Raw genomic sequence first — 21,003 nt, forward strand, 5'->3', positions numbered from 1 at the left:
CGCTCTCTTGTTTTTCGACTCATAGACCGGCGGGAACAAATGGAAAGAGAGAATCCCACCAAAACACGTTAGAATTGACCTAATGTGGCAACGGCTCTCATTCCGGACGCAATTGTTTCTTCCGCTTGGCGCGAGCCTTCTCGCGGCACTGATCCTGGGCGGCATGCTGCTTCAGACCTTCGCAGGGGGCCAGCTCGCTGAGGAAAATGAGCCGCGCCAGCGTTCGGCCCGGGCAATCGCCACCGCGCTCAACAACACCCTGCGCGCGTCGGACAAGCCACGGCAGACACTCGATGCCTTTGTCCATTCATTGGGTACCTCCTCCGATATCCAATTCCGCGCCGCCGAGGAGGGTCCCGCGCCCTCCCCGAAAGGCGGCCTGCGCAGCCTGCATGGCGTGCCGCAATGGTTCATCGAGCTGCTTGTCATCCCGGAGATGGACGCGGCGTCCCCGGTCATCATCGACGGCAGGCGTGTAGGAGATCTCGTCTTCCTTCCGGACCTGTCGGCCGACTTGTTCGAGAAATGGATCGGCTTTCTCGCGCTGATCTGCCTCGTCCTCGCGCTCATGGTGCTCACGGGCACCATCGCCTATGTCTTCGCGGGATCGGCGCTGCGGCCCCTGCGAAATCTCGGCGCGGGGCTCACGCGGCTACGGCGCGGCGACTACGCAACGCCGATTCCCGTCGCCGGCCCGCCGGAGATCCGGCAGAGTTGCGAGGAGGCCAACGCGCTGGCCGCAACGCTGGCGCAATTGAGCGCGGACAATCGCGACCTCCTGCACCGCCTGGTGTCGCTCCAGGATGACGAGCGGCGCGACCTCGCCCGCGAGATGCATGACGAACTCGGACCGCTGTTGTTCAGTATCCGCGCCGGGACGATCGCCTTGATCGAGGCATCGCGACCTGCAGGAAATCTCGGCAATTCGGCGCAGGAGGTGCTGCAATCGGTCGAGGCGCTCCAGCAGACCAACCGCCGTATTCTCGACCGGCTGCGACCGCTCTATATCGAGGAGCTGGGCCTCGCGACCAGCGTGCAGACACTGCTGCAAAACTTTCGCAAGCAGTCACCGCATATCGACCTGACGGCCACGATCGATCCCCATCTCAACGGGATCGACGGACCGCTCGCCCAGACCGTCTATCGCGTGATCCAGGAGGCGCTGACCAACGTGCTGCGCCATGCCAAAGCCAGCAATGCCCATGTGCAGGCGACTGCCGCCGGCGAGACGCTCGTCATCGAGATCTCCGACGACGGCGGCGGCTTTCCCGCCGGCAACGTCTTCGGCCGGGGTCTGACCGGCATGCATGAGCGCGTGCGCGCGCTCAGCGGATCGCTGTCACTGCTGCGCGCGGATGACCGAACCTATGTGCGCTGCCGTCTTCCGGTCAAGACGACGCGGGATGCGCCATCATCAGGCTAAAGCGCGATGAGATTGGGGTGAATCGTCATCGCGCTTTAGGTTATTGCTTGAGCCTGATCTTTTCGGAAAACCGCTGCGCACTTTTCCGGATCATGCTTTAGCACGCGCAACCGGCATGCACGCTCTGCCGCGCCGGCTCGCACAGCGTGCTGCGGATCTTGCCTTCGGGGCTGAAGCGAAACGAAGCATGAATGTGCAGCGCGCCGGCGACGGAATATTCGAGTTCGACGCCATGAGGCGCGGGATGGATCTCCTCCAGTCCGAAACCCACCGACGCGAAGGCGCTGAGCCGCGGCTGCCAATAGGCTTCGAGCTCGCTCCGGCCGCAATATCGGTGCATGCCGTTGCACATGCATTCGAGCTGGGCGTCGTCGGCATAGAGATCGAGCAGCATCGTGAGGTCGCCCTTCCGACAGGCGTCCACCCAATCGACGACAATTCCCATCTGATCAAAATCACTCACGCTGCAATCCTCTGCCGGGGACAAGCACTGGCGGCTTAGGACTACACTCGTGAATATGCGCTGAATGGTAAAGCCCGGGCGATACCGGGTTCCCTCGTGGATCTACGGACAAAATCAGCTCGGCCGCCGCCCCCTCACCCACACCGCAAAAGCGATCAACAGGGCGCCTGCGAGCGTGAACCAAGTGATGGCGTATTGCAGGTGATCGTCTTTCAAATGCACGTCGAGCGGACCGGGACGTGGAATGCCGTTCTCGGGCATCGGCTGCTCCAGGTCGATATAAAACGGCGCGACCGTCCCCCAGCCGAGCGCGCTCGCGATTCCCAGATGATCGCGCACGAACCAGAGTCGCTTGTCGCGGTTCTCCGCCGGTGTCAGCCAGCCTGCTGGTTCCGGGAACCGGAGATAGCCGGTGAGCACGGCCGGCTGACCCGTGACGAGCTTCCTCACCGCGCGATCCTCGACGCTGCGATCCTGCATCGTGTTCTCGACGAAGCCGGCATCGATCACGACCATCTCGCCGCTCGGAAGCCGCGCCGGCAGGAACGCCCAGGTGCCGGGGCCGGCGGCGTCCTTGCGCACGGCCGAGCCGGAGGAATAGATCATCGCATCGGGCAGCGGGGCGTAGATTGCGGTGAAGCTGACGCGGCGAAATTCGTCGCGCGCGGGATTGAGCGCAGCCCATTGCGCGGGCGCAGGCAGCGCGACCGGCGCGGCCGCAAGCCGTTCGGTGAGAGCGGCGATCAGCTCGTGCTTGGCTGTCCGGCGCTGCAATTGCCAGATGCCGAGTGCGACGAAGACGGCCGTCAGGAGCAGCGTGAACAGCGCAAAGCCGGCCACGCGAGGCTTGCGCACACTCCCGTTCATTTCGCGCGGTCGATGAGCCGGCCCGGCGCTGCCTTGTGGTGGAATTGCAGCGCGATCAGCAGCGACTTCATCGCGCGCAGCGGCAATAGCGTGGTGGCGAGGATCAGCGGCAGCCAGAGCACCGCATGCAGCCAGAACGGCGGCTGATACTTGACCTCGACGACGAGCGCGCAGCCGACCACGATCGCTCCGGCCAGCATGATGATGAAGATCGCCGGACCATCACCGCTATCGATGAAAGCGTAGTCGAGCCCGCAGCGGTCGCAGCGAGGCGCGAGCGTCAGGAAGCCCGCATAGAGCTTGCCTTCGCCGCAGCGCGGACATTTGCAGGCGAGCCCGCGCAGCGCGCTTTGCAGGACGGTGGTTTCGGACTCGGATGGGCCGGTGGTGTCGTTCATGATGGCAAACTCTATCACAGTTTCCGCCGAAGCTTCCGGCGGCCGGAAAGCGAAAGGGCGGCCCAGCGGCCGCCCCTTCTGATCATCTGCCCCGCAGGCTCAGTGCGCACCGTGGGCCATGGTCTCGGCGCCGTGTCCCCAGACATAGATGCAGAGGAACAGGAACAGCCAGACCACGTCGACGAAGTGCCAGTACCAGGCGGCGAACTCGAAGCCGAGATGCTGCTTCGGCGTGAAGTGGCCGGCATAGGCGCGGAACAGGCAGACCAGCAGGAAGATGGTGCCGACCAGCACGTGGAAGCCATGGAAGCCGGTCGCCATGAAGAAGGTCGCACCGTAGACGTTGCCGCCGAACGAGAACGCCGCGTGGCTGTACTCATAGGCCTGCACGCAGGTGAAGAGCGCACCCAGCACAACGGTGAGGATCAGGCCGTATTTCAGGCCCTGACGATCGTTCTCGAGCAGCGCGTGGTGCGCCCAGGTCACGGTGGTGCCGGAGGTGAGCAGGATCAGCGTGTTCAGGAGCGGCAGATGCCAGGGATCGAAGGTCTCGATGCCCTTTGGCGGCCAGGTGCCGGGAACGGAGCAGGCGCCGGCCTGGGTGCCGAGGCCGCAGCCGAACACGGCATCGCGCGTGGCATGGACGGCGTCCGCGGGGAACAGCGCCGCGTTGAAATAGGCCCAGAACCAAGCCACGAAGAACATCACCTCGGAGGCGATGAACAGGATCATGCCGTAGCGATGATGGAGCTGCACGACGCGGGTGTGGTCGCCCTTGTACTGGGCTTCCTTGATCACGTCGCCCCACCAGCTCGCCATGGTGTAGAGCACGCCGACGGTGCCGACGCCGAACACGATCGGGGCAGCCGAGAACATGTGGTGCATCCAGGCGATCGCGCCGACCGCCATGATGAAGGCCGACAGCGAGCCGACGGCCGGCCAGGGAGAGGGATCGACCAGGTGATAGTCGTGATGCTTGGTGTGCGCCGTTGCCATTTGCGGTCTCTCTCCTCAATCCCGTGCCTATCAGGCACTTATCCCCTTGTGTCCAACCCCCGAGCCATGAGCCCAGCGATCAGAGATTTCCCTTGCGTTTGTCGCGTTCGCCGGATGCCAGCGGCTTCACCACGGGATCCTTCACCGGATAGAACGTGTAGGACAGCGTGATCGTGTTCAGCCCGTCATTCTCGTGGTCGTCGGCGATCGACGGATCGACGTAGAACACGACCGGCATCTCCCGTTTCTCGCCGGGCGCCATGGTCTGCTCGGTGAAGCAGAAGCAGTTGATCTTCTGGAAATATGACCCAACCGTCAGCGGCGCGACGTTATAGGCGGCCTGGCCCGCGGTGGTGCGCGCGGCCTGGTTGGTCACGGTGTAGTAGATGGTCGTGACCTGACCGATATTGACCTCGATCTCGCTCTGCTCGGGCTCGAACTTCCAGGGCAGGCCCGGCGCGACGTTGGAATCGAAACGCACCGAGATTTTTCGCGCGATCGGGCCGGTCGCTGGCGCGGAGGTCGCGACCTGGGTGGTGCCGTTGAAGCCGGTGGCGCGGCAGAACCAGTTGTAGAACGGCACTGCCGCGTAGGATGCCCCCACCATCAGCGCCACCACGCCGCCGCAGATCGAGGCGACCACCACATCGCGACCCAGCCCGCGGCGCTTGGCCGGCTTGGCGCTGACGTCCTGCGATATGGTCGGCTCGAGATCCATCTTTCCTACATCGGCCGCACTAGAACTGCCGGTCCCTTGACCATGGTGACGGCGAAGAACAGCACCACGAGCACGCCGAGCGCCAGCGCGATGGCGATCGAGCGCTGACGACGGCTCTTCTTCTGCGCCTCGGTGAGGACGATTCCATCTGGCTCGGGTTTGTCGGCCATCCCTGCCTCATGCGCCCCATGCCATCGGAGCAAACGCCCGGAACACGACCTCGGCCAGCAAGGTCGCGAATAGCGCGAACAGATAAAGGATGGAGAAGGCAAACAGCTTGCGGGTCGCGCGCAGCGACTGGCTGCGCTCGCGGCGCATGTAGACGTTGATGGCGAGCACCAGCATGCCGGCGCCGAGGATCAGCGAAACGATGCCGTAGACGGCGTCGAAATAGCCGAGCGCCCAGGGTGCGGCGGCGACCGCGATCAGCACGATGGTGTAGAGCAGGATCTGGAGGCGCGTTGCGTCGGGACCGGCGACGTTGGGCAGCATCGGAATGCCGGCGCGGGCGTAATCGTCCGAGCGGAACAGCGCCAGCGCCCAGAAATGCGGCGGCGTCCAGAAGAAGATGATGGCAAACAGCAGCAGCGGCTCGACGTCGACCGTGCCCGTCACGGCGGCCCAGGCCACCACCGGCGGCAGCGCGCCGGCGGCGCCGCCGATCACGATGTTCTGCGCGGTCCAGCGCTTCAGACACATCGTGTAGATCACGACGTAGAAGAAGATGGTGAAGGCGAGCAGCGCGCCCGCGATCCAGTTGACGAGGATGCCGAGCGTCATCACCGAGAAGAAAGCGAGCGTCATGCCGAACGCCATCGCCTCGGGACGGGTGATGCGGCCGCGCGGGATCGGCCGGTTCGCCGTGCGCGACATCTTGGCGTCGATGTCGCCTTCGAGCGCCATGTTGAGCGCGCCGGAGGCACCGGCACCGACGGCGATGCAGAGCAGCGAGGTGATCGCCAGCACCCAGTGGAAATGCCCGGGCGCCATCGCCATCCCGACCAGCGCGGTGAAGATCACCAGCGACATCACCCGCGGCTTGAGCAGCGCGATGTAGTCGCCGACCTCCGCTTCGGAGATGCGGGGATTGATGTCGATGGCGTTGTGGTCGAGGACGGACACTTAATTCAACTCGCTTCGTGAACAGCCGCGGCGCCCGTCTCGGGCGCCGCGGACGATGGCTTACTGCACGCGCGGCAGCACTTCGAACTGGTGGAAGGGCGGCGGCGAGGACAGCGTCCACTCCAGCGTGGTCGCCCCCGCACCCCAGGGATTGTTGCCCGCCGGCACCCTGCGCATGAAGGCGTCGAGCACGCAGTAGAGGAAGATCAAGACGCCGAAGCCGGAGATGTAGGAGCCGACCGAGGAGACCAGGTTCCAGCCTGCGAACGCATCGGGATAGTCGACGTAGCGGCGCGGCATGCCCGACAGACCCAGGAAGTGCTGCGGGAAGAACACCATGTTGACGCCGATGAAGGTGACCCAGAAGTGGGCTTTCGCCAGCGTCTCGTTGTACATGTAGCCCGACATCTTCGGGAACCAGTAGTACCAGCCCGCGAAGATCGCGAACACGGCGCCGAGCGACAGCACGTAGTGGAAGTGCGCGACGACGTAGTAGGTGTCCTGCAGCACGCGGTCGACGCCCGCGTTCGCCAGCACGACGCCGGTGACGCCGCCGACCGTGAACAGGAAGATGAAGCCCACGGCCCAGATCATCGGCGCGCGGAATTCGATCGAACCGCCCCACATCGTGGCGATCCAGGAGAAGATCTTCACGCCGGTCGGAACCGCGATGACCATCGTGGCGGCGACGAAATAGGCCTGCGTCGCCGAGGACATGCCGACCGTGTACATGTGGTGTGCCCACACTACGAAGCCGATGCCGCCGATCGCGACCATGGCGTAGGCCATGCCGAGATAGCCGAATACGGGCTTGCGCGAAAAGGTCGAGACGATCTGGCTGACCATGCCGAAGCCGGGCAGGATCAGGATGTACACCTCGGGGTGGCCGAAGAACCAGAACAGGTGCTGGAACAGCACGGGATCGCCGCCGCCGTCGGGCGCGAAGAACGTCGTGTGGAAATTGCGGTCGGTCAGCAGCATGGTGATCGCACCGGCGAGCACCGGCAGCGACAACAGCAGCAGGAACACCGTCACCAGAATCGACCACACGAACAGCGGCATCTTGTGCAGGGTCATGCCCGGCGCGCGCATGTTGAAGATCGTGGTGATGAAGTTGATGGCGCCGAGGATCGACGAGGCGCCCGCCAGATGCAGCGACAGGATCGCGAAGTCGACGGCCGGGCCCGGATGACCGGAGCTCGACAGCGGCACATACATGGTCCAGCCGGCGCCGACGCCGTTGGCGCCCGGCTCGCCCTCGACGAAGGTCGACATCAAGAGCAGCGCAAAGGAGGCCGGCAGCAGCCAGAACGAGATGTTGTTCATGCGCGGGAACGCCATGTCGGGCGCGCCGATCATCAGCGGCACGAACCAGTTGCCGAACCCGCCGATCATTGCGGGCATGACCATGAAGAAGATCATGATCAGGCCGTGCGAGGTCACGAAGACGTTGTAGGTGTGCGTCTCGTGGAAGATCTGCACGCCCGGATACATCAGCTCGGCCCGGATCGCGATCGACATCGTGGCGCCGATGACGCCGGCGATGACCGCGAAGATCAGGTACATCGTGCCGATGTCCTTGTGGTTGGTCGAATAAACGTAGCGCCGCCATCCGGTCGGATGGGCGTGCTCGTCATGATGCGCGTGATCGCCGTGTGCCGCTGCGCTCGTTGCCATTTTCAAATCCTGCCTTGCGTCCCATTCGGACCTTATGCGGTCCCGCCCTTCATGTCGCTTTCAGTCCCTCGAGCCTGCGCCCGGCGCTTACTGCGTCGGGCCGGCCGCGGAGGCGTAGGTGCTGGTGCCGCCGCTCGCAAATTTCTTCTTCGCGGTCTCGACCCAGGAGGCGAACTCCTGGTCGTCGACCACGCGGATCGCGATCGGCATGAAGGCATGATCCTTGCCGCACAGTTCCGAGCACTGGCCGTAATACATGCCGGTCTTGGTGGCCTTGAACCAAGTCTCGTTCAGCCGCCCCGGAATGGCGTCGATCTTGACGCCGAAAGCCGGCAGCGCGAAGGCGTGGATGACGTCCGCGCCCGTGGTCTGGACCCGAATCACCTTGTTGACCGGCACCACCATCTCGTTGTCGACGCCGAGCAAGCGGGGCTGCTTGTCCTGGGCCATCAGCGAGTCGAACTCGAACTTGCCGTTATCAGGATAGGCATAGGACCAGTACCACTGCTTGCCCGTCGCCTTGACGGTCAGATCCGCCTTCGGCACGTCGAGCTCGAGGAACAGGAGGCGGAACGACGGCACCGCGATGCCGACCAGGATCAGCACCGGAACCAGGGTCCACACCACCTCGATCAGCGTGTTGTGGGTGGTCCGCGACGGCACCGGATTGGCCCTCGCATTGAACTTGATGACCACGACCACGAGCAGCGCCAGGACGAACAGCGTGATCAGGGTGATCAGCACCAACAGGAAGTTGTGGAACCAGACGATGTTGTCCATCACCGGCGAGCCGGATTGCTGGAGCGCCCACTCCCACGGCGCCGGTTGCCCGAGCTCGGCGAAAGCCACACCGCCCGTCGCCAGCGTCAGACCCGCCACGGCCAATCCCAGCAACTGCCGGCCCATCCGGCCCATCGACATCCTCATGCCGTTCGCGCTCCCCTTACGAAATCACCCCACGTGCATTCCCCTGTTTCCGGGAAACGCTTATTCGATCCGCCCGTCTGACAAACCGCCGCGCAAGAATACCTCTAAGAGGAATTGGGGCCAGATCGCTAGAACGCCGTAATCAAGCCTCTCAAACCATAATTCTTGATCTATCGCAATGCAGTCTTGGGCCTCATCTGCCAGGCATCACCCGCAAGATATTTCCTAGTAACATCAGACAAAAATACCGTTTCCCGGTACGCTGCGACTTGACAGCGGAATTGCCCGCGGTAGGCACTGGCAAACAGCCGCGCAGGAACCTGATTCGTGCGGGCGATGGTGGTGCGCGGCGGCGCGGAATTTGCTTGGGAATTGCCTTCAAGACGCCGTCATTCCCGTATCAGTCCGTCAGGTGCGAGCGACCCAGGCGAGCAGAGGGACCGACCCGATGGGGCTTTCGAGATGCATGGCAAGGCAGGCTGGCGGCCTCACGATGCTGGCCGCCCTGCTGGCGGCGGTTGCCTTCCTGGCGCTGCCCGGCCTTGCCCATGCGCAGGGCGCGGTGCGCTCCGTCCATGGTGACTGGCAGATCCGCTGCGACACCCCGCCCGGCGCCCAGACCGAGCAATGCGCCCTGATCCAGAGCGTGGTGGCGGAAGACCGCTCCAATGCCGGCCTGACCGTGATCGTGCTCAAGACCGCCGACCAGAAGAGCCGCCTGATGCGGGTGGTCGCCCCGCTCGGCGTGCTCTTGCCCTCCGGCCTCGGCCTCAAGCTCGACAACCAGGACGTCGGCCGCGCCGGTTTCGTCAGATGCCTGCCTAACGGCTGCGTCGCGGAAGTGGTGATGGACGACAAGCTGCTGGGCCAGCTCCGCAGCGCCAAGACCGCGACCTTCATCATCTTCGAGACCCCTGAAGAAGGCATCGGCTTCCCGCTCAGCCTGAACGGGCTGGGTGAGGGCTACGACAAGCTGCCGTAAAGCGCGATGAGATTGGGACGAATCGTCTTCGCGCCTTAGGTCGTTGTTTAAGCATGATCTTATTGGAAAACAGCTTCGCACTTTTGCGGATCATGCTTTAGCGGCGCTCACGCCTTGACGACGCGATAAAGCTCCGTGTCGCACCAGCCGCAGCGATAGATGCGTCCTCTGCCGGCCACTGGCCCCACCAGCGCCTTTTGCTGACATGTCGCGCAGAGGATACCGTCAACCGTGTCGCAGCCCGGGTGAGCTGCGACATAGGCCTCGCGCGTGGGATAGGATGTCCAGCGGCGTCGATAGACGAACTGATTGAAGATCAGAACCAAAGCCAGCGCGGCAAAGCCGATGATCAGGCCGTGATACTGATCCCAGAACACAGTCAGGGAATTCCACATGCTCTGTCGGCGGCTCCGACTTCAGGTTCGCCAGTGATAGGCCGAAAATCCTGAAAGCCGGCTTAAGCCCGAGGCGCACCTATCGTTTCCGTAATGTGACGCCCCGCCCCTCGCGGAACCGGTCCGAAACCATTATCTTGCCCCACATCCCCCGATAATGGACGGACGCATGACCAACCCTGCCACTACCTCCCTGCTCGACCGCGCCAATCTCGACCGCGACCAGGTTCGCAACGAGGTCGCGCGCGGGCTGGCCGGCGCCGACGATGGCGAACTGTTCCTGGAATACAGCCAGACCGAAGCGCTGATGTTCGACAATGGGCGGCTGAAGCAGGCGACCTACGACACCTCGCAGGGCTTTGGCCTGCGCGCCGTCAAGGACGATGCGGTCGGCTATGCGCATTCCTCCGACGTGTCGCTGCCGGCGCTGATTCGCGCCGCTGATGCAGTCGCGGCCGTGCGCGGCGGCTACTCCGGCAGCTTTGCCGCCCCGCCAGCGCATACCAACGTGCGGCTTTACAGTGACGACAATCCGCTCGATGCCCCCGGCTTCGAGACCAAAGTAAAACTGCTCGCCGAGATCGACGCCTATCTGCGCGACCAGGATCCGCGGGTGCGGCAGGTCAGCGTCAGCTTAGGGGCGACCTGGCAGGTCGTCGAAATCCTGCGGCCCGACGGCGAGAGCTATCGCGACATCCGCCCGCTCGTGCGCGTCAACATCTCCGTCGTCGCCGGCCAGGGCGACCGCCAGGAGAGCGGCAGCAAGGGCTATGGCGGTCGCGCCGGCTACGGCGAGTTCATCGAGAGCAGGTCCTGGCGCGAAGCTGCCGACGGCGCGCTGCGTGAGGCGCTGGTCAATCTGGAATCGATTCCGGCTCCGGCCGGCGAAATGGACGTCGTGCTCGGCGCCGGCTGGCCCGGCGTGATGCTGCATGAAGCGGTCGGCCATGGCCTCGAGGGCGATTTCAACCGCAAGAAGACCTCGGCCTTTGCCGGCCTGATGGGCCAGCAGGTCGCTGCCAAGGGCGTCACCGTGGTCGACGACGGCACCATCGCCTCGCGCCGCGGCTCGCTCTCGATCGACGACGAGGGCACGCCGACCAATCGCACCGTGCTGATCGAGGACGGCATCCTGGTCGGCTACATGCAGGACCGCCAGAACGCGCGCCTGATGAACATGAAGCCGACCGGCAACGGCCGCCGCCAGGGCTACGCCCATGTGCCGATGCCGCGCATGACCAACACCTACATGCTCGCCGGCGAGCGCGATCCCGCCGAGATCCTCGCCTCCGTGAAGAACGGCGTGTTCGCCGCGAATTTCGGCGGCGGCCAGGTCGACATCACTTCGGGCAAGTACGTGTTCCAGTGCACCGAGGCCTACAAAATAGAAAACGGCAAGCTGGGCGCCCCCCTGAAGGGCGCCATGCTGATCGGCAACGGGCCGACCGACCTGCACCGCATCCGCATGGTCGGCAACGACCTCGCGCTCGACACCGGCATCGGCACCTGCGGCAAGAACGGCCAGGGCGTGCCTGTCGGCGTCGGCCAGCCATCGCTGTTGATGGAGCGCATTACAGTAGGTGGAACGGGCGCATGAGCGTGGAAGAAAAGGTGACTGTCACCACCAAGCGGAAGAGCAGCGGCTGGGGCGGGCAGCTGATGCAGCTGGCCGGCATCGTCGCCGCCGTGTTCATTGCCAAGGGCGCGCTGGCCGAACCGTTCTACGTGCCGTCGGGCTCGATGGAGCCGACGCTCTTGATCGGCGATGCGCTGCTTGCCTCGAAATTCCCCTATGGCTACGGCACCTCGTCGTTGCCGATCCAGATCAACCTGCCGGAGACCGGCCGCGTCTTCGCGGAGACGCCGAAGCGCGGCGACGTCGTCGTGTTCCGCTGGCCCGGTGATCGCTCGCAGGCCTGGGTCAAACGCGTCGTCGGCTTGCCTGGCGACCGCATCCAGATGCGGCAGGGCCAGCTCTTCATCAACGACCGCCCCGCCGAGTTGAAGCCCGATGGCGTCGGAGCTGCCGAGGATGACAATGGCGGTCGCGAGCCCGCCTACCGCTACATCGAGACGCTGCCGAACGGCGTGTCGCACCTGATCTTCAAGATGCGCGACAACGGCCCGCTCGACAACACGCCGGAAGTGACGGTGCCAGCAGGCCATCTGTTCGTGCTCGGCGACAACCGCGACAACTCCGCCGACAGCCGCGTGCCGCTGCGCTCCGGCGGCGTCGGCCTGTTGCCGATCGACAATCTGGTCGGCCGCGCGGACGCCGTGCTCGGCTCCTGGGATCTCGGCATCCGCGGCCAGCCGGTGTGGACCTGGCTCTCCGGCTTCAGGCTCGCGCGGTTCTTCACCGCCGTGCATTGAGACTCCTCATCTCACGATGAACCGTGACGAATTCCTCGCACTCGCGCTGAGAAATCCCGTCAACGTCGCGATCATCGATGAACTGCGTCGCCTCGCGCTGCCGGATGCATGGCTGGTCTCTGGATGCCTGGTGCAGACAGCGTGGAACGTCCTCACCGGCCGCGCGGTCGATCACGGGATCGCCGATTACGACGTGTTCTATTTCGACCCCGACACCTCATGGGAAGCGGAAGACGCGGTGATCCGGGATGTATCTGCGCGGCTCGGTCATCTCGGCGTCAAGGTCGAGACCCGCAACCAGGCGCGCGTGCATCTTTGGTATCCCGGCAAGCACGGCCTGCCCTATCCGCCCCTGATGCGCGCGTCCGATGGCATCGACCGCTTTCTCACGCAGAACACGCAAGTCGGCGTGAGACGCACAGGTGATGGCCATGAGGTCTACGCACCGCACGGCTTCGATGATGTGGCGGCGTTGATTACGCGTCCCAATCCGGGCGCGAATTTCTCTGCGACGAACTATGCGGTGAAGGCTGCGCGATGGAAGGCGCTGTGGCCGGAGATCACGGTGATCGCTGCGGAGTAAGATGCCCCGATGCACCCTCCTCGTCATTGCGAGCGCAGCAAAGCAATCCAGACTTGCTCCGCGGTGGGATTCTGGATTGCTTCGCTGCGCTCGCAATGACGACGGAAAGGACCAAGTCCTTATCGCACCACGCCCGACGTAAATCCCGCCTTCCGCCGCGGCGGCTTGATTTCCTTTTTCAGGAAGCAGCGTGCCTCGCGCCCAGTGTAGCCGGGACGGGCATAGGTGAAGGCGCGGCATTTGTTGTCGGCGGTACAGGCCGCCTTGCAGGCCTCCTCGCCTTCGCCGACCTTGAGCTCGAAATTGCGCAGGTCCCCGCCCGGACGATCGATCGAAGTTTCCACGCCCTCGATGCGCGGCTCGATCACGCCGGCGCCGCGGACGCCGGAGATGCAGCAATTGCCCGGCACGCGCGCCGGCACCGTGTTCTTGAGCCAGCACACCGCCGAGCCGCCTTCGACGTCGGGATAGTTGAAGCTCCAGGAGCGGCAACGGCGGTCACGCTCGCAGAGCAGCGCACAATCCTCGGGATCACCCGAGGTGACCGGCGTGTTGAAATAGTCGCCGCCCGGGCGGTCGAACGCCGTCTGCGCGGGCGCCGGCACGCTCGCAAACACGAGCGAAAGCAGCGTGGCGCATGCCACGACGCTTGCGATGACGCCCCCGGACAGGCGACCCTTCCCCATCGGAACAGCTTTCGAGTTATTGACGACGCTCAGGTTTTTTCAGCCGATCATTTGATGGCCGCAAACCTGTACGTGCGATGAACGCTCAGTTCCCGATCGTTAGCCTATTGGTCTAGAAAGCGTATTCCGCGTAGGCCGGTTCCACCGAACCCTTCCAGGGACCATTAAACTTGTCCAGCATCTCCTCGGCCGGCGTGCGGCCGGAATCGATGATGCGATCGAGCGGCTCCAGATGCCGGGTCTCGTCGCGGCCGAGCTGGTCGATCCGGCCGCGCCGGCGCAGGCCGGCATGTGCCAGGACGAGGCACTCCTTGGCGATCTCGAAGAGATAGCGGTCCCTGATCCGCGACTTGAAGCCGAAGCGCGGCACATCGTCGCGCAAGGCCTGACGTTCAGGCGCGCTCCAGTGCTTCACGATTTCCCAGGCGGCGTCGAGCGAGACGTCGTCGTAGAGCAGCCCGACCCAGAACGCCGGTAGCGCCGGCAACCGGCCCCACGGGCCGCCGTCGGAGCCGCGCATCTCGAGATAGCGCTTGAGCCGCACCTCGGGAAAGATCGTCGAGAGATGGTTGGCCCAGTCCGACAACGTCGGCCGCTCGCCGGGCAGATTGTTGTTGCGACCGTCGAAGAAGGCGCGGAACGATGAGCCCGACACGTCGATGTAGTCCTCGCCGCGCTTGACGAAATACATGGGCACGTCGAGCGCGTAGTCGACATAGCGCTCGAAACCCATGCCGTCCTCGAACGCCCACGGCATCATGCCCGAACGCGCATTGTCGGTGTCGCGCCAGATCTCGGAGCGGAAGGAGAGGAAGCCGTTCGGCTTGCCTTCGGTGAAAGGCGAGTTGGCGAACAGCGCCGTCGCGACCGGCTGAAGCGCGAGCGAGACCCGCAGCTTCTTGACCATGTCGGCTTCCGAGGAGAAGTCGAGATTGGTCTGCACCGTGCAGGTCCGGTACATCATGTCGAGGCCGTATTGACCGACCTTCGGCATATAATTGGTCATGATCTTGTAGCGGCCCTTGGGCATCACCGGGATGTCCGCGCGCGACCAGGACGGCGTCATGCCGAGCCCGAGGAAGCCGATGCCGAGCGGCGTTGCGATCTCGCGCACTTGCGCCAGATGCGCCATCAGCTCGCTCTGGGTCTGGTGCACGTTCTCGACCGGCGCGCCGGAGAGCTCGAACTGTCCGCCGGGCTCGAGCGAGATGGCACCGCCGCCGGTGACGTCGTAGAGGCCGATGATGTTGCCTCTCTCCATGATCGGCTCCCAGCCGAGCAGGAGCTTCATGCCCTCGAGCAGCGCGCCAATGCCGCGCGCGCCTTCGTAAGGCACGGGTCGATGGCCTTCGAGCGTGAACGGCGTCTTCTCGTGCTCGGTCCCCAGGCGGAATTCGGACGGATCCTTGCAGCCGGCCTCGAACCACGTGACGAGCTCGTCGCGCGATTGCAGTGGCGTCATATCGATCTGGTCTCGCGCCATATCAAACTCTAATCAAAAAGCGCTTCGACCGAACGCGCGGGTGACGGGGAGGGTCCGCGAACCCGCCGGGCGCGCGGACGTGCTGGTTTGCCGCGCGATCATCGCGACGGTGTGCTTTCGTTGACGTTGGCGACGGGCGGCAATTTCATCTCGCCGCACGAACAGCCTAGGCGATCAAGCAGACCACTGAGCTTGACGGCGTCGGCATCCGATAGTTTCGAACCGACATATTTCTCGATTGCGGCCGAATAAGCGCCCCACATCCGCTTCTGCAACTCGCGGCCGGCTTCCGTGATCTCGACGAACTGGCCGCGCTTGTCGATCTTGCATTCGCGCCGCGAGGCGAGGCCTTCGTCAACCAGGCGATCGATCAGCCGCGAGGTCGAGTATTGCGGGATCAGCATCTGGCGTTCGAGCTCCACCGGCCGCAGCTCGCCAGAGGGGGCGCGGGACAGTTCGAGCAGGGCATCATACCAGGCGAGCGGCGGGAACCCCGCTTTCTTCAGGTCTTGCTCGACGCAGTCGAGCACGCGGCTCTGCACCCGCATCAGGCGGATCCAGGCCGAAGTTGCCTCGGTCGATGGTTTGCGTTTCATGGTCGCGCTCAAGCTCGTCGCCCGCTCTTTACCTCACTCGATGCACCTGCATCAATCTTGACTATTTCATGCAAGCGCATGTAGTCGTTCTTTCGCCCCCACCAAGCGTCACGAGAAGGAAATTCCATGAAACTGTACTATTCGCCCGGCGCCTGCTCCCTGTCCCCCCATATCGCGCTCCTGGAAGCCGGCCTGCCCTATGAGCTGGTCAAGGTCGATATCCGAGCCAAGAAGCTCGAAAATGGCGAGGATTATCTGAAGCTGAACCCCAAGGGCCAGGTTCCTGCGCTGGGCCTCGATAGCGGTGAGATCGTGACCGAAGGCCCCGTGATTGTCCAGATGATCGCCGATCAGGCATCAAGCAAAGCGCTGGCCCCCGCCCGCGACAGTTCCGAGCGCTACAAGCTGCTCGAATGGCTCAACTTCCTCACCTCGGAGGTGCACAAGAGCTTTGGCCCGCTGTTCGCCCCGGCGCTGAACGACGAGGCCAAGGCCTTCTTCAGGGATCGCGTCATGGGCAAGCTGAAATATATCGACAGCCAGCTCGCCGGCCGCGACTACCTCATGGGCAAGCAGTTCACGGTTGCCGACGGCTATCTCTTCACGATGCTGACCTGGGGCGACCGGATGAAGTTCGACCTCTCGGCGATGCCCAACCTGACCGCCTACAAGGCCCGCGTCGCGGCGCGGCCGCAGGTGCAGGAAGCGCTGAAGAAGGAAGGATTGGTCCAGGCAGCGTAAGTCCAGACCACAGCAGGCGAGATGATAAAGAGCCGGATCGATGATCCGGCTCTTTTACTTGAACCGCTCGGGGAAACCCGGAGGTTCGAGATATCTCGATATCAATTTTACGAGCATTGTCGGAGTTAACAATAACTCCGCCTTGCGTGCTCGGCGGAGGTCACCATCCTTGTGAGAGCAATCCGGTTGGCTCTACTTCAGCTAGGGCCCGCGATGCGGGCCCCCGAACTGGGAAGCTCTCGTGACAACCGTACTCCTCCTCTTGCTCGCGAGTGCAATCACTGGATTAGCGACGGGGCTATTCTTCCGAGTCTGGGCTTTGTCGCTGGTCTCGCCGGCGACCGCGATCCTTGCCGCAACCGTCCTTCAGACCTCGGGCTTCGGATTTTGGACCGGCATTCCAATCGTCGTCGGCTGTCTTGTTACCGGCCAGCTTGCCTATCTGGCGGCAACGTTCCACCTGCACAGAGGGAAGCTCTCAGTGCAGGACGAGATCGACGGCGAACCAGGCGAGCATCGCCATCGCCATATCGAAGAAGAGAACGAGTAGGGCCAGGCCGGACCACGAGGGAATTTTTCTGCGCCGCCGCAGGAGCCCGCGGCGCGGCCACAGCCGACCCACCAGGGGCGCGTGTCTTATCGCAACGCCGGCTGCGCTGTCTTGGGACACCGTCGGGATCATTGCGGGACACCTTCAATGCTAATGGTCATCCGGTGATTCATTAGCAAGAGCGGTGCCAGGGCGGAGCGAGCGTGGCTGGGATTTGAAGCGGCGCCGGTGACCCGATATCGGGCCGCGCATTCTCGCCGTCGGCGACGGAAAATAAAAAAGGCCGGATCGATGATCCGGCCTTTTGTTTCTGCGCAGTCTGCGTAGCCCGGAAGGAGCGAAGCGCAATCCGGGTAACTCCAGCATCCGAGGAGATGCTGTCCCGGATTTCGCTTTCGCTCCATCCGGGCTACTGGCTGTCTTAGGCCGCCGCCTTCTTCGGCGCGAAGCGGCCGTAGAAAGTCTCGCCCTTCGCCGCCATCTCTTCCAGCAACTTCGGCGGGGTGAAGCGCGAGCCGTATTTGGCCTCTAACTTGTGGCAGAGCTCGACGAACTTCTTGGTGCCCATGAAGTCGATGTAGGACAGCGTACCGCCGGTGAATGGCGCGAAGCCGAAGCCGAGGATCGAGCCGACGTCGGCCTCGCGCGGATCGGTGATGACGTGGTCCTCGACCGTGCGCGCGGCTTCCACCGCCTGCACCACCAGGAAGCGCTGCTTCAGCTCCTCGACGTCGAGCGTATCAGGGTCGAGCTGCTTCGGCTGCAAGGCCGAGAGGCCCGGCCACAGGCTCTTCTGGCCCTTGCCCTTCTCGGGATAGTCGTAGAAGCCCTTGCTGTTCTTGCGGCCGAGCCGGCCCTGCTTCTCGACCATCTCGACCATCAGCTTCTTCTGGTCGGGGTTGATGGCGTTGGGGCCGAGATCGGCTTCCGTCGCCTTCATGATCTTGAGGCCGAGGTCGAGCGCGACTTCGTCCGACAGCGAGAGCGGGCCGACCGGCATGCCGGCCATCTTGGCACAGTTCTCGATCATCGCCGGCGGCACGCCTTCGAGGAACATCTCGTTGCCTTCGGCGACGTAGCGGCCGACGCAGCGGTTGGCGAAGAAGCCGCGGCTGTCGTTGACGACGATCGGCGTCTTGCCGATCTGCCGGACGTAATCGAGCGCGGTCGCGAGCGCGACATCGCCGGTGTTCTTGCCGAGGATGATCTCGACCAGCATCATCTTCTCGACGGGCGAGAAGAAGTGGATGCCGACGAACTTGCCCTGGTCCTTGAAGCTCTCGGCCAGCGAGGTGATCGGCAGCGTGGAGGTGTTGGACGCGAAGATCACGTCGGGCTTCAGGTATTCCTGCGCCTTGGCGAAGGTCTCCGCCTTGACCTTGCGGTCCTCGAACACGGCCTCGATGACGAGGTCGACGTCCCTCAGCGCGGCGTAGTCCGCGGTCGCCGTGATGCGCGCGAGCAGCGCTTCGGCATCGCCAGGCTTGGCGCGGCCTTTCTTGATCTGCTCCTCGATCACCTTCTGGGCGTGCGCCTTGCCCTTGTCGGCGCTCTCCTGGTCGCGGTCGATCAGAACGACGTCGAGGCCGGCACGGGCCGAGACGTAGCCGACGCTCGCGCCCATGAAGCCGGCGCCGATCACGGCGATCTTCTTCACCTTGGTGGGCGGCACGTTCTTCGGACGGCGGGCGCCCTTGTTCAATTCCTGCATCGACAGGAACAGGCTGCGGATCATTGCAGCCGCTTCCTTCGAACGCAGCACCGAGGTGAAATAGCGCGACTCGACGCGAAGCGCGGCGTCGATCGGCAGCTGCAGGCCTTCATAGACGCAGCTCATGATCGCGCGCGCGGCCGGATAATTGTCGTAGGTCTCGCGGCGATAGATGGCGTTGCCGGCGGGGAACATCATCATGCCGGCCTTGGAGAACACCGGGCCGCCGGGGAGCATGAAACCCTTCTCGTCCCAGGGCGCGACCGCTTTGCCACCGCCCTTGATCCAGTCCTTGGCCGCCTTGATGAGATCGGCGGCGGGAACGATGGCGTGGATCAGGTTCAGCGCCTTCGCTTTCTCCACCGTGACAGGATCGCCCTTGAGCAGGATCGTCATCGCGTCCTGCGGCGGCACCAGACGCGGCACTCGTTGCGTACCGCCGGCGCCGGGGAATAGGCCAACCTTGACCTCGGGCAGGCCCAGGCGGGTCTTGGGATTCTCCGCGGCCACGCGATAGTGGCAGCACAGCGTGATCTCGAAACCGCCGCCGAGCGCGAGGCCGTTGATCGCGGCCGCCCATGGCTTGCCGGAGGTTTCGATCGAGCGCAGCACCTGCGAGAAGCGGCGGCTCTGGTCGAACAGCATCTGGTTCGCCGCGGTCTCGCCCTGCTCCTTGAAGAGCTTTGCGTAGGCCTGGTTCATGCCTTCGAGCATCGAGAGGTCGGCGCCGGCGCAAAATGCTTCTTTCGCCGAGGTGATGACGACGCCCTTCACCGCAGCGTCTGCCGTGGTCGCCTTGACGATGGCGTCGAGCTCGTTGGTCGAAGTCTCGTCGAGCACGTTCATCGAACGGCCCGGGATGTCCCAGGTGACGAGCGCGATGCCGTCGGAATCGGTCTCAACCCTAAAGTTCTTGTACGACATGTTGGTTGCTCCTCGGTGCCGCAGCCGATGCCAGGCGCGGCGGTTGGTGGGGATCTCGTAGGGTGGGTTAGCCAGAGGCGTAACCCACCACTGTCTTCCTCCGCGGAAACAGAAGAGGTGGGTTACACCGAGCAGATGCGCTTCGCGCATCTGCTCGGCTAACCCACCCTACGCAGTTACACCCGCTCGATGATGGTCGCGGTGCCCATGCCGCCGCCGATGCACAGCGTCACCAGCGCGGTGGACTTGTTGGTGCGCTCGAGCTCGTCGAGCACGGTGCCGAGGATCATCGCGCCGGTCGCCCCGAGCGGATGGCCGAGCGCGATCGCGCCGCCGTTGACGTTGATCTTGGCGTTGTCGATGTCGAAGGCCTGGATGTAGCGCAGCACGACGGAGGCGAAGGCCTCGTTGAGCTCGAACAGGTCAATGTCCGACTTCTTCATGCCCGAGCGCGCAAACAGCTTCTCGGTGACGTCGACCGGACCGGTCAGCATCATCGCCGGCTCCGAGCCGATATTGGCGAAGGCGCGGATTTTTGCACGCGGCTTCATGCCGTATTTCGCGCCTGCCTCCTTGCTGCCGAGCAGAACGGCGCCGGCGCCGTCGACGATGCCCGAGGAGTTGCCGGCGTGGTGCACGTAGTTGACGCGCTCGATCTCGGGGTGCGACTGCAGCGCGACGCCGTCGAAGCCGCCCATCTGCGCCATCATCGTGAACGACGGCTGCAGCTGCGCCAGCGACTGCATCGTCGTCGAGGGACGCATGTGCTCGTCCTTGGCGAGGATGGTGAGGCCATTGATGTCCTTCACCGGCACAACAGACTTGTTGAAGCGGCCCTCCTCCCAGGCCTTGGCCGCGCGCTGCTGGCTCTGCACCGCGTAGGCATCGACGTCGTCACGCGAGAAACCGTATTTGGTGGCGATCAGATCGGCCGAAACGCCCTGCGGCATGAAGTAGGCCGGCACCGCCATCGAGGGATCCATCGGCCAGGCGCCGCCGGAGGCGCCGATACCGACGCGGCTCATCGATTCGGCGCCGCCGCCGATCACCAGCTCATGCTGGCCGCTCATCACCTGCGCGGCGGCGAAGTTCACGGCGTCGAGACCTGAGGCACAGAAGCGGCTGATCTGCACGCCGGGCACGGCGTCGCCGAGACCGGCCTTGAGCGCTGCGAAGCGCGCGATGTCGGAGCCCGCTTCGCCGACAGGATCGACCACGCCGAGCACGACGTCATCGACGGAATCCTCAGGCAGGTTGTTGCGATCCTTCAGCGCCTTCAGCGGCACGGTGGCGAGCGCAAGCGCCGTGACTTCGTGCAGCGCGCCGTCCGCCTTGCCGCGGCCGCGCGGGGTGCGAACGTGGTCGTAGATGAATGCCTCAGGCATGAC

The 21,003-nt window shown here is 64.2% G+C and carries 22 protein-coding genes; 7 read left to right on the forward strand and 15 right to left on the reverse strand.

What is annotated here, in order from left to right; all coding sequences use genetic code 11:
- The first annotated feature begins 82 nt into the window (after positions 1-82).
- Positions 83-1,423, forward strand: a complete 1,341-nt coding sequence (locus AAE027_RS17295) for a histidine kinase (protein WP_370987819.1) — start codon at positions 83-85, stop codon at positions 1,421-1,423.
- Between the two features lie 97 nt (positions 1,424-1,520).
- On the opposite strand, the gene AAE027_RS17300 is transcribed toward AAE027_RS17295, so the two are convergent.
- From AAE027_RS17300 to coxB, 9 genes are all read right to left on the reverse strand, one after another.
- Positions 1,521-1,886, reverse strand: a complete 366-nt coding sequence (locus AAE027_RS17300; protein WP_370987818.1) for a nuclear transport factor 2 family protein — start codon at positions 1,884-1,886, stop codon at positions 1,521-1,523.
- A 114-nt stretch (positions 1,887-2,000) separates the two neighbouring features.
- A complete protein-coding gene (locus tag AAE027_RS17305; protein ID WP_370987817.1) occupies positions 2,001-2,753 on the reverse strand; it encodes an SURF1 family protein in 753 nt (250 codons plus the stop codon).
- A complete protein-coding gene (locus AAE027_RS17310) occupies positions 2,750-3,151 on the reverse strand; it encodes a DUF983 domain-containing protein (RefSeq protein WP_370987816.1) in 402 nt (133 codons plus the stop codon). Before AAE027_RS17310 ends, AAE027_RS17305 begins: the two co-directional genes overlap by 4 nt.
- Before the next feature lie 99 nt (positions 3,152-3,250).
- Positions 3,251-4,147 (reverse strand): cytochrome c oxidase subunit 3, encoded by an 897-nt coding sequence (locus AAE027_RS17315; protein ID WP_091885221.1) that lies wholly within the window; start codon positions 4,145-4,147, stop codon positions 3,251-3,253.
- A 79-nt stretch (positions 4,148-4,226) separates the two neighbouring features.
- Positions 4,227-4,865 carry a cytochrome c oxidase assembly protein gene (locus AAE027_RS17320; protein WP_370987815.1) on the reverse strand — a complete coding sequence of 213 codons (639 nt, stop codon included), beginning with the start codon at positions 4,863-4,865 and terminating at the stop codon, positions 4,227-4,229.
- Between the two features lie 5 nt (positions 4,866-4,870).
- The gene (locus AAE027_RS17325) at positions 4,871-5,035 is read right to left on the reverse strand and encodes a hypothetical protein (RefSeq protein WP_018644977.1); all 165 of its coding nucleotides are present in this window, start codon (positions 5,033-5,035) and stop codon (positions 4,871-4,873) included.
- A 7-nt stretch (positions 5,036-5,042) separates the two neighbouring features.
- A complete protein-coding gene (locus AAE027_RS17330; protein WP_370987814.1) occupies positions 5,043-5,987 on the reverse strand; it encodes a heme o synthase in 945 nt (314 codons plus the stop codon).
- A gap of 60 nt (positions 5,988-6,047) precedes the next feature.
- Positions 6,048-7,664, reverse strand: coding sequence for a cytochrome c oxidase subunit I (gene ctaD, locus AAE027_RS17335; protein WP_091885212.1), 1,617 nt, complete (start codon positions 7,662-7,664; stop codon positions 6,048-6,050).
- A gap of 87 nt (positions 7,665-7,751) precedes the next feature.
- Positions 7,752-8,591, reverse strand: coding sequence for a cytochrome c oxidase subunit II (gene coxB, locus AAE027_RS17340; RefSeq protein ID WP_370987813.1), 840 nt, complete (start codon positions 8,589-8,591; stop codon positions 7,752-7,754).
- Between the two features lie 448 nt (positions 8,592-9,039).
- Between coxB and AAE027_RS17345 the strand changes: the two genes are divergently transcribed.
- Positions 9,040-9,573, forward strand: coding sequence for an invasion associated locus B family protein (locus AAE027_RS17345; protein ID WP_370987811.1), 534 nt, complete (start codon positions 9,040-9,042; stop codon positions 9,571-9,573).
- Positions 9,574-9,680: 107 nt separating this feature from the next.
- Here AAE027_RS17345 and AAE027_RS17350 read toward each other — a convergent pair whose 3' ends face one another.
- Positions 9,681-9,968, reverse strand: coding sequence for a hypothetical protein (locus tag AAE027_RS17350; protein WP_370987809.1), 288 nt, complete (start codon positions 9,966-9,968; stop codon positions 9,681-9,683).
- 169 nt (positions 9,969-10,137) lie between these two features.
- Between AAE027_RS17350 and tldD the strand changes: the two genes are divergently transcribed.
- Genes tldD through AAE027_RS17365 form a run of 3 tightly spaced genes read left to right on the forward strand, consistent with a single transcriptional unit; the run spans position 10,138 to position 12,924 of the window.
- Entirely contained in the window at positions 10,138-11,565 is a 1,428-nt protein-coding gene (gene tldD, locus AAE027_RS17355; protein WP_370987808.1) for a metalloprotease TldD, read from the forward strand.
- A complete protein-coding gene (lepB, locus tag AAE027_RS17360) occupies positions 11,562-12,341 on the forward strand; it encodes a signal peptidase I (RefSeq protein WP_091885205.1) in 780 nt (259 codons plus the stop codon). Before tldD ends, lepB begins: the two co-directional genes overlap by 4 nt.
- Positions 12,342-12,357: 16 nt before the next feature.
- The gene (locus tag AAE027_RS17365; RefSeq protein ID WP_370987807.1) at positions 12,358-12,924 is read left to right on the forward strand and encodes a nucleotidyltransferase family protein; all 567 of its coding nucleotides are present in this window, start codon (positions 12,358-12,360) and stop codon (positions 12,922-12,924) included.
- Between the two features lie 119 nt (positions 12,925-13,043).
- Here AAE027_RS17365 and AAE027_RS17370 read toward each other — a convergent pair whose 3' ends face one another.
- From AAE027_RS17370 to AAE027_RS17380, 3 genes are all read right to left on the reverse strand, one after another.
- Positions 13,044-13,610: a PAN domain-containing protein gene (locus tag AAE027_RS17370; protein WP_370987806.1), complete on the reverse strand. Its 567-nt coding sequence runs from the start codon at positions 13,608-13,610 to the stop codon at positions 13,044-13,046.
- A gap of 112 nt (positions 13,611-13,722) precedes the next feature.
- Entirely contained in the window at positions 13,723-15,093 is a 1,371-nt protein-coding gene (locus AAE027_RS17375) for a glutamate--cysteine ligase (protein WP_091885199.1), read from the reverse strand.
- 98 nt (positions 15,094-15,191) lie between these two features.
- The gene (locus tag AAE027_RS17380) at positions 15,192-15,689 is read right to left on the reverse strand and encodes a MarR family winged helix-turn-helix transcriptional regulator (protein WP_018644966.1); all 498 of its coding nucleotides are present in this window, start codon (positions 15,687-15,689) and stop codon (positions 15,192-15,194) included.
- A gap of 126 nt (positions 15,690-15,815) precedes the next feature.
- Here AAE027_RS17380 and gstA point away from each other — a divergent pair, with 126 nt between their 5' ends.
- Positions 15,816-16,430 (forward strand): glutathione transferase GstA, encoded by a 615-nt coding sequence (gene gstA / locus AAE027_RS17385; RefSeq protein WP_091885197.1) that lies wholly within the window; start codon positions 15,816-15,818, stop codon positions 16,428-16,430.
- A gap of 241 nt (positions 16,431-16,671) precedes the next feature.
- The gene (locus AAE027_RS17390) at positions 16,672-16,980 is read left to right on the forward strand and encodes a hypothetical protein (protein WP_370987805.1); all 309 of its coding nucleotides are present in this window, start codon (positions 16,672-16,674) and stop codon (positions 16,978-16,980) included.
- A gap of 421 nt (positions 16,981-17,401) precedes the next feature.
- On the opposite strand, the gene AAE027_RS17395 is transcribed toward AAE027_RS17390, so the two are convergent.
- Together AAE027_RS17395 and AAE027_RS17400 are read right to left on the reverse strand one after the other, a co-directional pair.
- Positions 17,402-19,615, reverse strand: coding sequence for an FAD-dependent oxidoreductase (locus AAE027_RS17395; RefSeq protein ID WP_370987804.1), 2,214 nt, complete (start codon positions 19,613-19,615; stop codon positions 17,402-17,404).
- 176 nt (positions 19,616-19,791) lie between these two features.
- Entirely contained in the window at positions 19,792-21,000 is a 1,209-nt protein-coding gene (locus AAE027_RS17400; RefSeq protein WP_370987803.1) for an acetyl-CoA C-acetyltransferase, read from the reverse strand.
- Positions 21,001-21,003: the final 3 nt, after the last annotated feature.

The organism is Bradyrhizobium sp. DN3 (assembly GCF_041357655.1).
Lineage (GTDB): Bacteria > Pseudomonadota > Alphaproteobacteria > Rhizobiales > Xanthobacteraceae > Bradyrhizobium.

What these genes read in the sequence shown, in the direction of transcription:
- lepB (WP_091885205.1), top strand. Translation starts at nt 11,562, where the DNA reads ATGAGCGTGGAAGAAAAGGTGACTGTCACCACCAAGCGGAAGAGCAGC.
- AAE027_RS17325 (WP_018644977.1), bottom strand. Translation starts at nt 5,035, where the DNA reads ATGGCCGACAAACCCGAGCCAGATGGAATCGTCCTCACCGAGGCGCAG.
- ctaD (WP_091885212.1), bottom strand. Translation starts at nt 7,664, where the DNA reads ATGGCAACGAGCGCAGCGGCACACGGCGATCACGCGCATCATGACGAG.
- AAE027_RS17345 (WP_370987811.1), top strand. Translation starts at nt 9,040, where the DNA reads ATGGGGCTTTCGAGATGCATGGCAAGGCAGGCTGGCGGCCTCACGATG.
- AAE027_RS17305 (WP_370987817.1), bottom strand. Translation starts at nt 2,753, where the DNA reads ATGAACGGGAGTGTGCGCAAGCCTCGCGTGGCCGGCTTTGCGCTGTTC.
- AAE027_RS17380 (WP_018644966.1), bottom strand. Translation starts at nt 15,689, where the DNA reads ATGAAACGCAAACCATCGACCGAGGCAACTTCGGCCTGGATCCGCCTG.
- AAE027_RS17350 (WP_370987809.1), bottom strand. Translation starts at nt 9,968, where the DNA reads ATGTGGAATTCCCTGACTGTGTTCTGGGATCAGTATCACGGCCTGATC.
- AAE027_RS17365 (WP_370987807.1), top strand. Translation starts at nt 12,358, where the DNA reads ATGAACCGTGACGAATTCCTCGCACTCGCGCTGAGAAATCCCGTCAAC.
- AAE027_RS17370 (WP_370987806.1), bottom strand. Translation starts at nt 13,610, where the DNA reads ATGGGGAAGGGTCGCCTGTCCGGGGGCGTCATCGCAAGCGTCGTGGCA.
- AAE027_RS17320 (WP_370987815.1), bottom strand. Translation starts at nt 4,865, where the DNA reads ATGGATCTCGAGCCGACCATATCGCAGGACGTCAGCGCCAAGCCGGCC.
- AAE027_RS17315 (WP_091885221.1), bottom strand. Translation starts at nt 4,147, where the DNA reads ATGGCAACGGCGCACACCAAGCATCACGACTATCACCTGGTCGATCCC.
- AAE027_RS17310 (WP_370987816.1), bottom strand. Translation starts at nt 3,151, where the DNA reads ATGAACGACACCACCGGCCCATCCGAGTCCGAAACCACCGTCCTGCAA.
- AAE027_RS17400 (WP_370987803.1), bottom strand. Translation starts at nt 21,000, where the DNA reads ATGCCTGAGGCATTCATCTACGACCACGTTCGCACCCCGCGCGGCCGC.
- coxB (WP_370987813.1), bottom strand. Translation starts at nt 8,591, where the DNA reads ATGAGGATGTCGATGGGCCGGATGGGCCGGCAGTTGCTGGGATTGGCC.
- gstA (WP_091885197.1), top strand. Translation starts at nt 15,816, where the DNA reads ATGAAACTGTACTATTCGCCCGGCGCCTGCTCCCTGTCCCCCCATATC.
- AAE027_RS17295 (WP_370987819.1), top strand. Translation starts at nt 83, where the DNA reads ATGTGGCAACGGCTCTCATTCCGGACGCAATTGTTTCTTCCGCTTGGC.
- AAE027_RS17395 (WP_370987804.1), bottom strand. Translation starts at nt 19,615, where the DNA reads ATGTCGTACAAGAACTTTAGGGTTGAGACCGATTCCGACGGCATCGCG.
- tldD (WP_370987808.1), top strand. Translation starts at nt 10,138, where the DNA reads ATGACCAACCCTGCCACTACCTCCCTGCTCGACCGCGCCAATCTCGAC.
- AAE027_RS17375 (WP_091885199.1), bottom strand. Translation starts at nt 15,093, where the DNA reads ATGGCGCGAGACCAGATCGATATGACGCCACTGCAATCGCGCGACGAG.